We start from the raw sequence: 16,755 nt of genomic DNA, 5'->3' as shown, positions 1-16,755 counted from the left end.
CTTTCATCCGGAAGGAGGCTTCGACGCCCCACATTCGGATTCGCTGGCAACCTGGATTGGTCGGGCGCGCGCTATGGCACCCGAATCGCAACAAGCTCTGTGTCGCTATTCAGCCCGCTCTGACGTCGGTGTTGGCCTTGTCCACCGCCAGTCGACTCGTGGTGGCCGCGGCGAGCGCGGCGGCCAGTTGTTCGGCGTCCTCCCCGTCGCCGGTAGTGATGGCCTCCAAGGCCAGTCGCGCGAACACCCACTGCTCGGTGGCCGCCATCTGTCCGCGGCCGCGGCCGAGGAAGGTGACGAACCACTGGATCACCGTGGTGATCCGGCTGCGGTACCCGACCAGGTAGTACAGGTGCAGCGCCAGCCAGGCCAGCCACGCGATGAACCCGCCGAACTCCAGCTTGCCCACCTGACACACGGCGCTGAACCGCGAGATGGTGGCCATGCTGCCCTTGTTGAAGTACTTGAACGGCTTGCGCTGCTGCGGCGTCCGGCCCTTGAGGCCGGCCTTGATCTGCTCGGCCGCATAGGTCGCGCCCTGGATGGCTCCCTGCGCCTGACCGGGCACGTTGGGTACCGACATCAGGTCGCCGACCACGAACACGTTGGGGTAGCCCCGCACCGTCAGATCCGGTTCGACCACGACCCGGCCGGCCCGGTCGATCTCGGTGCCATCGGACTGGTCGGCGATCATCTTGCCCAGCGGACTGGCCTGGACGCCCGCCGACCAGACCTTGCACGCCGACTCGATGCGGCGGATGGTGCCGTCGGAGTCTTTGACCGTCACGCCGAACGCGTCGACGTCGATCACCATCGCGTTCAGCTGGATCTCCACGCCCATGTTCGTCAGGCGCCGTTCGGCTTTGCCGCCCAGCTTGGGCCCCATCGGTCCGAGCACCGCGCCGGCGCCCTCGATCAGCACCACACGCGCGTCGCGCGGATCGATGTTGTGGAAGGTGCCCTCCAGCGTGCGATCGGCGAGCTCGGCGATCTGGCCCGCCAGTTCGACGCCGGTGGGGCCCGCGCCGACGATGACGAAGGTCAGCAGCCGGTCGCGCTCCTCCTGGGTGGTGGCCACCTCGGCCTGCTCGAACGCCCCCAGGATCCGGCCGCGCAACTCCAGCGCGTCATCGATGGTTTTCATACCGGGCGCGAAGGTGGCGAACCGGTCGTTGCCGAAGTAGGACTGCTGCGCACCGGTCGCGACGATCAGACTGTCGAACGGGGTGACGGTGTCGTTGCTGAGCAGGTGGGAGGTCACCGTCTTGTTGCGCAGGTCGATGTCGGTGACCTCGCCGAGCAGCACCCGCGCGTTCTTCTGCTTGCGCAGCACGAGCCTGGTGGCGGGCGCGATCTCGCCGACCGAAAGGATGCCGGTCGCGACCTGATAGAGCAGCGGCTGGAACAGGTGGGTCGAGGTCTTCGAGATCAGCGTGACTTCGACGTCGGCGTGCTCGAGATGTTTCGTGCCGAACAGGCCGCCGAAGCCCGAGCCGATCACCACCACCCGGTGCCGACCGTTCTCGGCAGTCTGACTGCTCATCGTGCTGCTCCTCGATGCACCCCGGGGCGTTCCCGGCGACGGTTGCTGACACGCCCAACCGTAGCCGCCGCGTCGTGCACCGTCACGGCGAAATTCTTGTTCCTGCGTGTTGCGGTGCGTTATCGCACCGTCAGCGGCTCGATGCGGGCAGGATCGGGACGGCGGAACCGGCGCGGGCGGACGCGGCTGGAAGCCTACGATGGACACTGTCGTTCAGGGAGGTTCGCCATGGTTGCCGGTGACCGCGTGGTCCGCCCCGAGTCCGGCCCGCAGGCCGGATCGGAGAACGTCGCGCTGATCGAGGTCCCGCACGATCATCTGATCGACCGTGCGCTGGGTTTGCTGCCGGAACGGCGTCAGGTGCTGGCCACGCCACCGTGCGGAAGTAATGCCATCGCCGTGCGCGGCGATGCCGGATTGCCCTATCTGGGCCGGGCGCTGCACTACATGCGCTGGGGTCCGGCCGAGATGATGGAGCGCTACCGCCGCTACGGGCCGGTCTCGCTGAACTCTTCCCTCGGTGTCGACCGGGTGCTGGTCGCCGGGCCCGACGCGCTCGACGAGGTGCTCGGTCACCGGCGCCGGGACTTCGGCCAGGGCTGGGACTATTTCATCGGCCCGTTCTTCCGGCGTGGCCTGCTGCTGCTGGAATTCGACGAGCACAAATTCCACCGCCGGATCATGCAGCAAGCCTTTACCAGGGACCGGCTGGAAGCGCACCTGGCGGCGCTGACCCCGGTGGTGCGCGCGAGCATCGGGCGGTGGGTTCCGCAGGGGCGCGCCACCGAACGAACCGTGCGTCTGTATCCGACCATCAAAGAACTGACCCTCGACATCGCCGGCGAGACCTTCATGGCTGTCGACGTCGGGCCGCGCCGGCGACAGCTCATCGACGCGTTCGTCGACTGCACGCACGCGGGGCTGTCCATCATCCGGCACTCGGTGCCCGGCGGGAACTGGCGGGCCGGGCTGCGTGGCCGGAAGGTGCTCGAGGAGTACTTCACCGCGATGCTGCCCGAAAAACGCCGCGCCGAATCGTCGGATTTCTTCTCCGGCCTCTGTCACGCGCGCAGCGAGGACGGCGGCGTCTTCGGCGACGCGGACGTGGTGAACCACATGATTTTCCTGATCATGGCCGCACACGACACCACCACGACGACCGCCACCGCGGTCGCCTACTACTTGGGTAAACACCCCGACTGGCAGCAGCGGGTGCGCGCTGAGGTGCTCGCTATGGACGAGCGGCTCGGTGATGCGCCGCCGACGATCGCGGATCTAGCGGAACTGACCGATCTGGACCTGGTCGTGAAGGAAAGCCTGCGGTTGATGCCGCCGGTTCCGGGATTGTCGCGCCGCGCCGTGCGCGACACCGAGATCGCCGGGCATTACATTCCCGCGGGCGCCCCGGTCGACCTCGCCTACCAGGTCGATCATTTGCTCCCTGAGCTGTGGACCCACCCCGAGCGATTCGACCCCGAGCGGTTCGGCGAGCAGCGGCGCGAGGACAAGTCGCACCGCCTGGCCTGGATGCCGTTCGGTGCGGGCGCGCACAAGTGCATCGGGATGCACTTCGGCACGTTCGAGGTGAAGACGGTAGCCGCCGCCCTGGTGCGCGAATACGAGTGGCGGATCCCGGAGAAATATCGGATGCCCTGGGGGTTCACCACGATCCCGTTCCCCAGGGACGGCGCCCCAGTGATGCTGCGCAGGCGCGCGGCCACCAGGTGACTAGCACCCGCCCAGCCCCTGTCCTACGACCGCCGCAGGCGCAGGCAGTGCAAACACGGCCCGCGACCGATGCACGCGATCCGGGTTGCGTTGGATGCGAGCCTGACAGACACCGTTCGCGGCCGTCTCGCGCCTGGCATCGACACAAAATGGGCGAAGGCTGGTCCTGGACCCGCAAGCAGGGCACCTCCGCGGCGATGCCCGCGCGTTCCGGATGCGCACCCGGCTCGGACAGCCAGGCGCAGATGACGCCCTAGCACGCATGCGTTCCGAGCCCCATCGGGTGCGAGTCTTACGAGCACCGTTCGCGGCCCGTCTCGTGTCCGAGTGACCGAAGCGCATGCGCCGTAGGCGCGAGTCTCGGTCGCTCGGACACGAGACTTCCCGGGGCCGCGAACACGCAGCGCCGCAGGCGCTGCAAAATGGGCTCAGCGTCCGGCGAACAGGATCTCGGCGACTCGGGTGTCGGTGTCGGCGCCTTCGGTGTAGCCGCCCGCGCCATTGAGCGACGTCATGATGGCGAGGGTGTAGCGTTCGCCCGGTCCCGCGAAGCCGACCGAGTTGACCACCCAGCCGCCCTCTTCGGCGGACCAGCCGTTCTTCAGGCCCGGGCGCATCTTCGCGCCGGCCCCCCACACGCCCCAGTGCTGGTTGGAATCGACCGCGCGCATCCGGTCGATGAGGTAGTTGCGGTCATCGGGGTGCATGCGGTTCAGGATGTGGTCCATCAACCGGTCGAGGTCGGCGGCGGTGCACTTCTGGAACGACCAATCCGGGAACAGCGCGGTGTTGGTCGGCTGCGGCACCAGGGAGGTCATGCCGTTGGCCCGGAAGGCGTTGTTGAACGCCATCCGGTCGATGCCCCCGTACTTGGTCCACAGGAAGTCGGCGGCGCCGTCGTTCGAGGTGGCCAGCATACCTTCCAGGAGGCCGCGGTCTTCGGCAGACAACGTGATCGCGCCGAGCCGCGCCCGGTTCAGCAGATCCGTCGCGATCGCGAGCTTGATCGTGGACGCGGTCCAGACCGCGTTCTCCGCGTGGGCGTTGGCGTAAACCCCGCCTGACACCCGATCGCGCACGACGTAACCGGTGACGCCGGGGCGGTTGTTGAGGTAGCTGTCGACAGCGGCGATGCGGCTGCTCATATCGCAGTCGAAACCGGCCAGGCATCCCTGCGTGTGCGCGAGCGGCGCCGCGCCCGCGGTCGGGAGCATGGCGGGCAGGCTCGGGGCGAGGATCGCCGCGGCGGCGAGGACACAGGCGGAGGCGGCCACGTGGGGAAAGGTCCGGGTGGCGGGGAACGGATGACGCACGAGGGAACACGATCGCACATCGCGGGTCCGCACGCACGTCTCGCGCTCGGCTCCGGGCGTTTGCGTGCTTGCGCCGCACCGGGTTTCGGCTGTCGTCGCAGGCCGGGGCGCTTCAGCGGAAGGCAGCGCGCAGTTGTTCGACCGTGCGACCGTTGAGGCGGTAGCAGTGCTCGAACGCCTCCGTGTGCCGGTCCCGAGGCCAGGAATGCAGGACCACGGTACGCCCGTAGTGGCGCGAGTTGACGAGCTCCCAGCGGTCACCGACGCGGCGGACTGTGAAACCGCCTCTCGGAACCAGGGGAATCACCATCGCATCCATGAACGCGAACCAGCCTTTCGGTACAGCTCTCGTCCCACCCCGGTGCAGCACTCTCGCACATCGGTCGCGCTGATCCCGCGTGACATGACGAAATAATCCTTTCTCGTGTGGTCTATTTCACGTGCCGTCGGATGGGGTGGTGCGATTGCGCGTCGGTCGCCGGGCGTATAAACGTGCACGAAGTCCGCGGCCCGTACAGCCCGGCACCATCGAGGCGAAAGGGCGCAGATGCCGCTGCACATCCACCGTGCTGAGCGCGCTGACGTCCTGGTCCAGGCGCTCGCCGGGCTGCTGTCGTCGCCGCAGGAGGACCCGTTCGCGGCCGAGGTGGTCGCGGTGCCCGCCAAAGGCGTGGAGCGCTGGCTGACGCAAACGCTCTCGGCGGTGCTCGGCGCGGGCGATTCGGCCGACGGTGTCTGCGCGAACGTCGTCTTTCCGTCGCCCGCCGGGCTGGTCGCCGAGGTGGTGTCCGCGGCCGGTGGGGTGGCCCCCGAGGACGATCCGTGGGCCAAGGAGCGAGTGGTATGGACGCTGCTGCGGGTGATCGATGCGTCGTTGCCGCAGCCGTGGTGTGCCGTGCTGGCCAGACACCTGGGGGCGCGGGCGGGTGCGGGGCGTGAGCACCGTCTCGGCCGGCGTTACGCGACCGCGGCCGAAGTGGCCGCGCTGTTCGATAGCTACGGCGCGCAGCGCCCCGCGCTGATCACCGACTGGGCCGTGGGGCGGGACACCGACGGCGCTGGCGCCGCGGTGCCCGACGATCTGCTCTGGCAACCCATGCTGTGGCGCGGGCTGCGCGCCGAGATCGGGGCGCCGAGCCCGGCCGAGCGCCTCGAGGCCGCCTGCGCGCGGTTGCGCACACAACCGGATCTGGTTTCCCTTCCCGCGCGGATATCGCTGTTCGGAATGACCCGTCTGCCCAGCGACCAGCTCGCGGTGCTCTCGGCTCTGGCCGCCGCCCGTGACGTGCACGTGTGGCTCGCGCATCCGAGCCCGGTCCTCTGGTCGCGGTTGGTTCGCGTACCCGTGGCGCGTACCCGTGCGGAGGACCGCAGCGCCGCCGTGGTGTCGCATCCGCTGCTGGCCGGGCCGGCCCGCGACGTCCGCGAGCTCCAGCAACGGCTCGGCGAGCTCGTCGCCACCGGCTTCGACACCTACCACCCCGCGGCGTCGGATCGATCCGATAGCGGTGCGCCGGAAGTGGATTCGCCCGCCACCTTGCTGCGCGCGTTGCAGGCCGGCATCCGGGACGACCGGTGGCCGCCCGTACAAGGAGCGGTCGGCGCGGACGGCACCGTGCAGGTGCACACGTGTCACGGTCCCGCGCGGCAGGTCGAGGTGCTGCGGGAATGCTTGCTCGGGCTGTTCGCGGCCGACGAGACGCTGGAGCCCCGCGACGTGGTCGTCATGTGTCCGGAGGTGGAGGCGTACGCACCGCTGGTGCGGGCGGCGTTCGGACCGCGGACGCCCGGATCGCCAGAGGCGCAGGGCGATTCGCAGCATCCGGCGCATCGGCTGCGGGTGCGCCTGGCGGACCGGGGACGCGGGGTGACCAATCCGCTGCTCGCGGTGATCGGCGTACTGCTGGAGTTGGCCGACGGCAGGGTGACCGTCACCGAGGTCCTCGACCTCGCGGCCGCCGAAACCGTCCGGCGCCGTTGCGGATTCGACGACGATGACATCGAGCGGCTGCGTGCGTGGGCGGCCGAATCCGGTGCGCGGTGGGGGGTCGGGCAGCGCCAGCGCCAGGCGTTCGGACTCGCGGACTTCGCACAGAACACGCTCAACAGCGCGGTGGACCGCATTCTGCTCGGCGTCACCGCGGGGGAAACCTCCGACGACTGGCTGGATCTCGTGCTGCCGTTGGACGACGTGGACAGCAACGACGTCGACTTGGCCGGACGCTTCGCGGAATTCATCGATCGGCTCGCGGTGTGCCTGCGCGACCTGCGCGGCCCCCGGCCCGCGCACGAGTGGGCGGCGGTGCTCGCTCGCGCGTTGGATCTGCTGACCGACGTGCCGGACGCGCAGGCGTGGGTGCGCACCGAGGCCAGGCGGGAGCTCGCCGCCGCCACCGAGCACGCGGGCGAGGTGTCGTTGCGGCTGGCCGACGTCGGCGTGCTGCTGCGTTCGCGGCTGGCCGCGCGGCCGACCAGGGCCAACTTTCGTACCGGGGAGCTGACCGTCTGCACGCTGGTGCCGATGCGGTCGGTGCCACACCGCGTGGTGGTGCTGCTCGGCGTGGACGACGAGGTGTTCCCGCGGGCGAGCGGCACCGCCGGTGATGATCTGCTGGCGAGACGACCACTGCCGGGCGAACGGGACCCGCGCAGCGAGGACCGGCAGCTGCTGCTGGACGCGGTCCTCGCGGCCCGGGACACCCTGCTGGTGTTCCACACCGGCGCCGACCCGGTGAGCGGGGCACGCCGCCCGCCCGCCATCCCGGTCGCCGAGCTGCTGGACGTGCTGCATGCCCATGTCGGCGCCGCGGCGATGGACGCGGTGGTCACGCGGCATCCGCTGCAGGATTTCGACTGCCGCAATTTCCGGGCCGAGGATCCGTTCAGTTTCGATACCGCCGCGCTGGCCGGCGCCTACGCGTCCGGTCGGCCCGCGCAGCCGCATCCGCCGTTCCTGTCCGCGCCACTGCCCGCCGCGGAAACGGCTGATGTGGCGCTGGCCGATTTGATCTCGTTCGCCGAGCACCCGGTGCGCGCTTTCCTGTGGCAGCGCCTCGGCCTGCGCGTTCCGGAGCACGAGGAGGACATCGCCGACCGGTTGCCCATCGAACTCGACGGCCTCGCCAAGTGGGAGCTGGGCGAGCGCTTGCTCGCCGCCCGCCTGACCGGGGCGGACCCGGCGGGGCTGCGGGCGGCGGAATGGCGGCGCGGCGCACTGCCGCCCTTCGGTTTCGGGGCAGCCGTTCTCGACGAGGTCGAGCACACCGTGGACCGGTTGGTGCGCGCCGCGCGGGCGGACTACACCGGTGCCACCCGCGCCGTGGATATCGCGGTGGATCTGGGCAACGGACGCAGGCTCACCGGCACCGTACCGGAGGTACACGGCGAAACGCTGGTCCGCACCACCTTCTCCCGGCTCGCGCCGAAACACCGGATCGGCGCGTGGGTTTCCCTGCTCGCGCTGGCCGTGACGGAGGACCGGTCATGGCACGCGGTGAGCACCGGGCGGGGCCAATTCGGCCGTCCCGCCTGGCGATGCGAGCTCACCGCACCCGACGCGCCGGCGGCCCGGAAGATCCTGCGCGAGCTCGTCGCCCTGCGTGACGCGGGGTTGACCGAACCGTTGCCGGTCGCGCCCGCTGCTACCGCGGTCTATGCCGAACGGCGCTTGCGCGGCGCGGGCACCGATGACGCGATCGCCGCTGCCGAGCGTGAGTTCAACGGCGGTCCCCACGGTCCCGGCCCGTTCGGCGATCACACCGACCGTCACCTGCGCTACGTCTGGGGTCCGGCGCCCCGCCTCGACGACCTCATGGCGGCACCCGCTTCGTCCGGGGAGCCGGGGGAAACCACCCGTTTCGGCGCGCTGGCCCGGCGGATCTGGGCTCCGCTGCTGGCCGCGGAAAGCCAGCGGCAGCCGTGACCGATCACCATCCGCCCGGTCGGGACCGCCGATTGCGCGCGGCTCGATGCGGCGCGCTGGAATCCACCGTGGCGATGACGCGTGTTGGTTGCCCGACCGTGGCCGCGCACACAGCAGAATGGCAGCTCGGACCGCGGTATGCGGCTGAGATAGCCGATCCGCCCCGCTCGGCGTGGCCGGTCCACCGCCCGCTCGAGCTGTCCGCAGACCGCGTGACGTTCGGCCGCGCGAGAGGGAGGCACGCGTGACTGTCCAGGAAACTCCCGTCGCCGTGCCCGCGCCCGCCTCCGCTGACGCGTTCGTGCCGTGTGGGCCGTTGCCGACCGGAACGACGGTGCTGGAAGCCAGCGCGGGCACCGGCAAGACGCATGCCATTGTCGGGCTTGCCGTGCGCTACGTCGCCGAGGCCGGCATCGAGGTGTCCCAGCTGCTGCTGGTGACGTTCAGTCGCGCCGCGACCCAGGAGTTGCGCGAACGTGCCCGCGACCGATTCGTCTCCGTCGCCGCCGGATTGGCCGACCCGCAGGCGGCGCGGGCACATGCTGATGAGCTGGTCCGGTATCTGGCGCACGCCGGCGAATCGGAAGTGCGGCTACGGCAGCGGCGCCTGCTGGCGGCGCTGTCGGATTTCGATGCGGGGACCATCGCCACCACGCACAGCTTCTGTCAGCGCATGCTCGACGAGCTGGGGTTCGGGGGTGAACACGATTCCGGCACCCGGCTGGTGGAGACCGTCGACGACCTCGTCGCGACAGTCGTCGACGACCTCTACCTGAGCCGCTACGCCCGCGCCGACGCTCCGTTCTCGGTGAAGGAGGCTCGCGCGCTCGCCTCGGCCGCGGTGTCGGACCGGCACGCAGTACTCGTCCCGGACGGCGAGGGCGCTGCCGGCGAGCGCGTGGCGTTCGGGCACGCCGTCCGCGCGGAGACCGAACGACGTAAGCGGTTGGCCGGGCTGCGTGACTTCGACGACCTGCTGGTGCTGCTGCACGACGTGCTCGCCGATCCGGAACACGGCCCGCGTGCGTGCCGCCGCATCCGGGCGCGCTACCGCGTCGCTCTGGTCGACGAGTTCCAGGACACCGACCCGCTGCAGTGGGACATCCTGCGCAGGTCGTTTCACGGGCATTCCACCTTGGTCCTGGTGGGCGATCCGAAGCAGGCGATCTATGCCTTTCGCGGCGCCGAAGTGCTCAGCTACCTGGACGCCGTCGCGCACGCCGACACCCGCAAGGAGCTGACCACCAACTGGCGCAGCGATGCGGGACTGCTGGCCGCGCTGGACCACCTGCAGGGCGGCGCCGCGCTGGGGCACCAGGAGATCGGCGTGCATCAGGTCACCGCGACCTGGCCGTGGTCGCGGTTGTCCGGTCCGGACGAGCTGATTGCACCGATGCGCGTGCGATGCCTGCCCCGCACCGGCGCCGGGCCGCTGAACAAGTCCGGGTTCCCGTCCGTCGGCCGGATGCGGTCCGCGGTCGCCGACGACCTGGCCGCCGACATCGTCGGCCTGCTCGACTCCGGCGTGCTGCTCGAGGTGAAGGCTGAACCTGTTGTCGCCGAGTCGGATTCGAACATCCCGGTGCCTGGCGATGCCGTCCGCAGGCCGATCGGCCCCGGCGACATCGCGGTGCTGGTGCGGACCCGCTCGCAAATCGAGGTGGTGCGCACGGCGCTGGACCGCGTCGGCGTCGCCTCCGTGCTCGCCGGGGGCACCAGCGTCTTCGCGACCAGTAGCGCGACCGATTGGCTGTGGGTGCTGCGGGCGCTGGAACAGCCGCACCGCGGCGACCGGGTGCGGCTGGCCGCGTGCACCCCGCTGTTCGGCATCACCGCGGCCGAGCTCGACAGCGGTGGAGCCGATCTCGTCGGGCGGGTCAGTGCGCAGTTGCGTGAGGCCGCGCGGCTGTTCACCCGCGCGGGCTTCGCGGCCGTCTTCGAGAAGATCTCCACCGAAGCGTGCCTGGCGCAGCGGCTGCTCGCCGTCGAGAACGGCGAGCGCCGGCTCACCGACCTGCGGCACATCGCGCAGTTGCTCGACCAGGTCGCGCTCACCGAAGGGCTCGGGCTGACCGCACTGACTCGATGGCTGACCGACCGGGTGCGCGATCCCGCCTCGGGCGCCGTCGCCGACCGCAGCCGCAGGCTGGACCGGGACGCCGCGGCCGTGCAGGTCGCGACCGTGCACGCCAGTAAGGGACTGGAATTCCCGGTCGTCTACCTGCCGTTCGCGTGGGACAGCGCGAAGAATCCGTACCCCGCGACGCTGCTGTTCCATGACGACGATGGCGCGCGCGTGCTCGATGTGGGCGGTCCGGACGCCGCCGGCTACCCCGAACGCAAGACGCGCAGCGAAGCCGAGGAGGCGGGAGAGGAGTTGCGGCTGCTGTATGTCGCGCTCACTCGGTCGATGTGCCAGATCGTCGCCTGGTGGGCGCCGGCGATCACGACCGCGGCTTCCCCTCTGCACCGGATGGTCTTCGGGCGCGCCGACCGCGCCGCCGCCGTTGCCGCGCGCGCCGCTGTGCCCGCGGATGCTGTTGCCGCATCGGCTGTTTCGGCCTGGGCGCAGGCGGCGGGAGCGGCTATCTCGGTGACGGCGGTGCGCGGAATCGACGACGTCGCGATCCGGCGGGTGCGGACCGAACCCGCGTTCGGCAGGCTGGCGGCCGCGCGGTTCGACCGCGTCGTGGACCAGCAGTGGCGGCGGACTTCGTACTCCGCGCTCACCGCTTCGGCGCACGGACCCGTCGCACTCGGCACCGACAGCGAACCGGAGGACGTCCGGGGTCCCGGCGACGAGCCGGCGAGCATTGCGCCGACCGCGGCCGCCGAGCCGGAGCAGACCGGCGCCGCCTCACTGATGAACGCCCTACCCTACGGCGCGGAGTTCGGCACCCTGGTGCACGGAGTGCTGGAACGGATCGACACCGATCGCACTGATCTGGCGGCCGAGGTGCGCGAGCGGTGCCGTGCCACGGTGGCGGAGCTGATGGCCGAGGCAGACCCGGAACAGCTCGCCACCGCGCTGCTCGCGGTACTGCGGACGCCACTCGGCCACGGCTGCCTCGCCGACGTCGCCCGCCGCGACCGCCTCACGGAGCTCGAGTTCGAACTGCCGCTGGCGGGCGGCGACCGGATGGGCGCCACGGCGGCGACACTGCGGCGGATTGCCGACCTGCTGCGCGCCCACCTTCCCGCAGACGACGACCTGTACGGATACGCGGAGCTGGTGTCCGCGCTGGAGGACATCCCGCTGCGCGGATATCTGACCGGCAGTATCGACGCCGTGCTGCGTGTCACCGATGACGCGGCGCCGCGGTTCGTCATCGTGGACTACAAGACCAACCGGCTGGGCACCGGTGATCTCACCGTCGCGCACTACACCCGCGATCGAATGGCCACCGAGATGCTGCGCTCCCACTATCCGTTGCAGGCTCTGCTGTATTCCGTTGCGCTGCATAGATATCTGCGCTGGCGACTGCCGGGCTACGACCCCGCGCGTCATCTCGGCGGCGTTCGATACTTGTTCGTGCGCGGCATGGTCGGGCCGCAGACGCCAGCCGATTGTGGCGTCTTCGACTGGCACCCGCCCGCCGATCTGGTTGTCGCGCTGTCGGCGCTACTGGCCGGGGAGGCCGGGCGATGACCTCGATCCAGGTGGCGCAGCGGGGGACCGGCTTGTTGCGCACGTTCAACGAGGCGGGTGTGCTGTCGGCGGCGGACGTGCATGTGGCGCTGCGGCTGGGCAGGCTGGGCCGGGAACCGTCCGAGCTGGTGCTGTTCGCCGCGGCGCTGGCCGTGCGCGCGGTGCGCTCCGGCTCGGTGTGCCTGGAGCTGCTGCGGATGCGGGAGATCGGTGTCGACGCCGACGAAACCTGGGACGCGGGCATCGATCCGGCGACGCTGCCGTGGCCGGACATCGCCGCGGTGGTGGCCGCGCTGCGCGTCAGCCCGCTGGTGTGCGGCGGATCGGCGGGGCCGTTGCGGCCGCTGCGATTGGTCGAATCCGAGGGGCCGGGCGATTCGGGTCCGCTGCTCTACCTGGATCGGTATTACCGGCAGGAACAGACGATCCGGCGGGTGCTCACCGAGCGGTCCACCCAGCACCCGGTAGTCGACCCCGGGATCGTGCGGCGCGAGCTGGACCGGTTGTTCGACGCACCGGACGGCGTGGCGCCGGATCGCCAGCGTCTGGCGGCGGCACTCGCCGCGACGCACTGGACCACCGTGGTCGCGGGCGGTCCGGGGACGGGAAAAACCCACACGATCGGGCGGATCATCGCGCTGCTGGCCGCACACCGCAAGGCGGAGCCCAAGCTGCCCGCGCTGCGTATCGCGCTGGCCGCGCCGACCGGTAAAGCGGCCGCGCGGCTGCAGGAAGCCGTTCGGGAGCAAGCCGATTCGCTCGGGCTGCCGGAGCTCACCGCCGCGACCCTGCATCGGCTGCTCGGCTGGCAACGCGGCGGGCGCACGCGGTTGCGGCATCACGAGTTCAACCGGCTGCCTTACGACGTGATCGTCGTCGACGAGACGTCGATGGTCTCGCTGACGATGATGAGCAGGCTACTGGCGGCGCTGCGCCCGGATACCCGCCTGATCCTGGTCGGCGATCCGGATCAGCTCGCCTCGGTCGACGCGGGCGCCGTGCTCGCCGATCTGGTCGCCGGCCCGGTCGCCGCCACCCCGAACCCGGTACTCGACCAGATCCTCGGACCCGAAACAGGAGCGCCCGCCGATCACCCGGAAGTGCTGACGGCGCTGGAGCGGACCCGGCTGCGCGGCGGGATCGTGCGCTTGACTCGTGGCCGCAGGTTCGGCGGCCGGATCGCCGACCTGGCCGTCGCGGTGCGGGCGGGTGCGGCGGACGCAGCCCTGGAACTGTTGCGGGCGGGCGGCGACGAACTGTCGCTGTGCGCGCCCGACGACTCGGCCGCGGCGCGCGCCGACGTCGTCCGCGCCGCGCGGGCGGTCACCGGCGCAGCGCTCGAGGCAGACGCGGCCGCGGCGCTGTGTGCGCTCGAATCGCATCGGTTGCTGTGCGCGCACCGCCAAGGGCCCTTCGGCGTCGAACGCTGGGACCGGATGGCCGCGGAGTGGGCCGCCGCCGGGGGCGCGGGCCAGGACGCCGCCCAGGGGCCGTGGTATCCCGGTCAGCCGCTGCTGGTGACCGCGAACGATTACGAGGCGCGTATCTACAACGGTGACACCGGCGTCGTCGTACGCATGCCCGACGGTTCGCTGCGGGCGGCATTACAACGTGGCAGCGAGCCCTACCTGGTGCACCCCACCCAGTTCCCCGCGGTGGTCACGGTATTCGCCATGACCATCCACCGCAGTCAGGGCAGCCAGTACGACACCGTCTCCATCGTGTTGCCCGAGCCGGAATCGAACCTGCTGACCAGGGAACTGCTCTACACCGCGATCACCAGGGCCCGCCGCCACGTGCGGATCATCGGTACCGACGCGTCGATCCGCGCGGGAATCGCGCGCCGGGTGCTGCGCGCGAGCGGGCTCTCCCGGCGGGAAGGGGAGACCGCGCCCTGATGGAATCTCGCGTTCGCGCTGCCCGCGGCGTTTACCCGGTGTAGGTCTTGCCGCGTTCGAGCAGGGGTGTTCGAGTGCGGCCCGATGGTGTTGCCCGTCTGCCGGAAAATGTTCGGTCCGTCGGATGCGGTCGGCACCGGGGTGCTCTCGACTCGGTGTCTCGAACCCTTCACCCGAGGGGATAAGGTTGGGCGAGGGCAGGTCGTCCGAACGCTTGCCGACGAGGGAAGGAAAGGTTATGACGACCGCGGTCGAGCACGTCGACGTGCTCATCGTCGGCGCCGGGCTCTCCGGCATCGGCGCGGCATGTCACCTGGGACGGGCCTTCCCGCAGCGCTCCTATCTGCTGCTGGAGAGCCGGGCGGCCCTCGGGGGAACGTGGGATCTGTTCCGCTATCCCGGTATTCGCTCCGACTCGGACATGTACACCCTCGGCTACCGGTTCAAGCCCTGGCTGGGGGATGAGTCGATCGCCGACGGCAGCGCCATTCTCGACTATTTGCGTCAGACCGCTGCCGAATACGGAGTCGACCGCCGCATTCGCTTCCAGCACAGAGTGATTCGCGCGGAGTGGTCCAGCGCGGACAACCATTGGACGGTGTCTGCCGAGCGCGTCGACACCGGCGAAAGTGTCACGTTCACAGCGGGATTCCTGTTCTCCTGCTCCGGATACTACCGCTACGACACCGGGTACACGCCCGAGTTCTCCGGCGCCGAACGGTTTGCCGGAGTGATCGTGCATCCGCAGTTCTGGCCGGAGGAACTCGACTGCGCCGGCAAGCGGGTGGTGCTCATCGGCAGCGGCGCCACCGCGGTGACGCTCGCTCCAGCCCTCACCGCGCAGGGCGCGCAGGTGACCATGCTGCAGCGCAGCCCGAGTTACATCGTTTCCGCCCCCGCGCGCGACCGGCTGGCGCTCACGGCCCGCCGATTCCTGCCCCCGCGCGCCGCCTATATGCTGGCCCGCGCTGAGTATGTCGCGATCTCAACCGCGGTCTACCAGCTCAGCAGGCGCAGTCCAGCGGGTATGCGCAAACGCATCCGCGGCTGGCAACAGCGCTGGCTGCCCGCGGGCTATGACATCGACACGCATTTCACGCCCCGGTACAACCCGTGGGACCAGCGACTGTGCCTCGCGCGCGACGGCGACTTCTTCCGCGCCATCCGTCACGGCCTGCTCGACGTGGTGACCGACCGGATCGAGACTTTTACCGAGACCGGGCTTCGCGTGGCCTCCGGCAGCACGCTGGAAGCCGATGTCGTCATCACCGCAACGGGCTTGAACTTGCAGGTCTTCGGTGGTGTCGAACTCATCGTCGACGGAGTGCCGGTGCAGCCATCGGCGACCATGGCCTACAAGGCGATGATGCTGTCCGGCGTGCCCAACTTCGCCTTCGTCATCGGGTATACGAACGCCTCGTGGACGTTGAAGGCGGATCTGGTGTCGGAGTATGTCGTTCGGCTGCTGAAACATATGGACCAGCGCGGATATGGACGCTGCGTGCCGGTCCGCGACCCAGCGGTGGGCGCCGAGTCGCTGTTCCCCGGTTTCACTCCCGGCTACGTCCGCCGCGCGGCGAGTCTGTTCCCGGTGCAAGGTGATCGCGCCCCGTGGCGGCTGCGGATGAACTATCTGCGTGATGTGTTCACCCTGCGATACGGCCGGATCGCCGACCGGGCCATGCGTTTCGAACGGGCGCGGCGGCCCGCGCCGGTCGGCTCTGCGGACTAGGCCTCGATGCGCAGCGACCAGCGTGCCGTGGCGATTTGCTCGATGACCTCGGCGGTGTGCTCATCGAAACGGTCCCGTGTGATGGGGGTCTCGCCGTCGAGCCAGGATCGGTAACGGTAATTGCGCGGGGATCGCCGGGGCACCGCCGGGCTCGTGCAACCTATCGGTCAGGGCGGGTGCCGATCACGACGGTCGCGTAGAGCTCGCCGGATTCCGCGATGCGACCCATGAGCCCGTGCTCGCTGAGGATGGCGAGCGCGCGGGACGCCTGGTCCTCGCCGGCCTCGACCAGCAGGTGGCCGCCGGGGGACAGCCAGGTGGTGGCGTCCGCGGCGACGCGGCGGAAGATGTCGAGGCCGTCGGCTCCACCGTCCAGGGCGGTGCGCGGTTCGTGATCGCGGGCCTCCGCAGGCATCTGCGCGATCATCGCCGTGGGAACGTAGGGGGTATTGCAGAGCAGAATGTCGATGCAGCCGCGCAGCTCCTCCGGCAGGGCCTCGAACAGGTCGCCTTCGTAGACGGGGGCGCCGAGCGGGGTGAGGTTGCGGCGGGCGCACCGGACCGCGACCGGATCGATATCGGCGGCGGCCAGGGTCACCGCGTGGCCCGCCGCCGCGACGATCGTGGCCGCCGCCATGCCCAATGCGCCGCAGCCGCAGCACAGGTCGACGACCATCGGGTAACCCGCCTGGGCGCGGATCAGCTCGACCGCCAGGTCGACGAGAAACGCGGTGCGTCGGCGCGGCACGAAAACGCCGGGGAAAACCGTGACCCGCAGCCCGTGGAACTCGGCCCAGCCGAGCACATGCTCCAGCGGCGTGCCGTGCACGCGCTCGGCGACCAGCGCGTCGAGCTCGGCGCCGGTCTCCGCCGCAGCGGAGATCAGCAGGCGCGCCTCCTCCTCGGCGAACACACAGCCCGCCGCGCGGAGTCGGGCGACCACATCGGTACCGGCTGAGGTCACCGCGAC

Annotated in this window: 10 protein-coding genes; 5 read left to right on the top strand and 5 right to left on the bottom strand. The window is 70.3% G+C overall.

Annotated elements, in window-relative coordinates; all coding sequences use genetic code 11:
- Window positions 1-109 precede the first annotated feature (109 nt).
- A complete protein-coding gene (locus tag ACT86A_RS11370) occupies window positions 110-1,543 on the bottom strand; it encodes an NAD(P)/FAD-dependent oxidoreductase (protein WP_445092020.1) in 1,434 nt (477 codons plus the stop codon).
- Window positions 1,544-1,771: 228 nt separating this feature from the next.
- Here ACT86A_RS11370 and ACT86A_RS11365 point away from each other — a divergent pair, with 228 nt between their 5' ends.
- Window positions 1,772-3,271 carry a cytochrome P450 gene (locus ACT86A_RS11365; protein ID WP_445092019.1) on the top strand — a complete coding sequence of 500 codons (1,500 nt, stop codon included), beginning with the start codon at window positions 1,772-1,774 and terminating at the stop codon, window positions 3,269-3,271.
- Window positions 3,272-3,699: 428 nt separating this feature from the next.
- On the opposite strand, the gene ACT86A_RS11360 is transcribed toward ACT86A_RS11365, so the two are convergent.
- Both ACT86A_RS11360 and ACT86A_RS11355 read right to left on the bottom strand, forming a co-directional pair.
- Window positions 3,700-4,584: a serine hydrolase gene (locus ACT86A_RS11360; RefSeq protein WP_445092018.1), complete on the bottom strand. Its 885-nt coding sequence runs from the start codon at window positions 4,582-4,584 to the stop codon at window positions 3,700-3,702.
- Window positions 4,585-4,696: 112 nt separating this feature from the next.
- Window positions 4,697-4,894 carry a hypothetical protein gene (locus tag ACT86A_RS11355; protein ID WP_445092141.1) on the bottom strand — a complete coding sequence of 66 codons (198 nt, stop codon included), beginning with the start codon at window positions 4,892-4,894 and terminating at the stop codon, window positions 4,697-4,699.
- Between the two features lie 237 nt (window positions 4,895-5,131).
- Here ACT86A_RS11355 and recC point away from each other — a divergent pair, with 237 nt between their 5' ends.
- The 4 genes from recC (at window position 5,132) to ACT86A_RS11335 (ending at window position 15,785) form a co-directional block, all read left to right on the top strand.
- Window positions 5,132-8,506, top strand: coding sequence for an exodeoxyribonuclease V subunit gamma (gene recC / locus ACT86A_RS11350; RefSeq protein ID WP_445092017.1), 3,375 nt, complete (start codon window positions 5,132-5,134; stop codon window positions 8,504-8,506).
- A 244-nt stretch (window positions 8,507-8,750) separates the two neighbouring features.
- Window positions 8,751-12,155: a UvrD-helicase domain-containing protein gene (locus tag ACT86A_RS11345; protein ID WP_445092016.1), complete on the top strand. Its 3,405-nt coding sequence runs from the start codon at window positions 8,751-8,753 to the stop codon at window positions 12,153-12,155.
- Window positions 12,152-14,053, top strand: coding sequence for an exodeoxyribonuclease V subunit alpha (recD, locus tag ACT86A_RS11340; RefSeq protein WP_445092015.1), 1,902 nt, complete (start codon window positions 12,152-12,154; stop codon window positions 14,051-14,053). The genes ACT86A_RS11345 and recD overlap by 4 nt, the downstream gene beginning before the upstream one ends.
- A 238-nt stretch (window positions 14,054-14,291) precedes the next feature.
- Window positions 14,292-15,785, top strand: a complete 1,494-nt coding sequence (locus tag ACT86A_RS11335; RefSeq protein WP_445092014.1) for a flavin-containing monooxygenase — start codon at window positions 14,292-14,294, stop codon at window positions 15,783-15,785.
- Here ACT86A_RS11335 and ACT86A_RS11330 read toward each other — a convergent pair.
- Together ACT86A_RS11330 and ACT86A_RS11325 are read right to left on the bottom strand one after the other, a co-directional pair.
- Window positions 15,782-15,928, bottom strand: a complete 147-nt coding sequence (locus tag ACT86A_RS11330) for a hypothetical protein (protein ID WP_445092013.1) — start codon at window positions 15,926-15,928, stop codon at window positions 15,782-15,784. The two genes, ACT86A_RS11335 and ACT86A_RS11330, sit on opposite strands and share 4 nt — an antisense overlap.
- 17 nt (window positions 15,929-15,945) lie before the next feature.
- Window positions 15,946-16,749, bottom strand: a complete 804-nt coding sequence (locus tag ACT86A_RS11325) for a putative protein N(5)-glutamine methyltransferase (protein WP_445092012.1) — start codon at window positions 16,747-16,749, stop codon at window positions 15,946-15,948.
- Window positions 16,750-16,755 lie beyond the last annotated feature (6 nt).

It is taken from the genome of Nocardia glycosmidis, from assembly GCF_052545115.1.
Note: the sequence above shows the minus strand (reverse complement) of the source record. Positions and strands in the feature narration are given on the sequence as shown.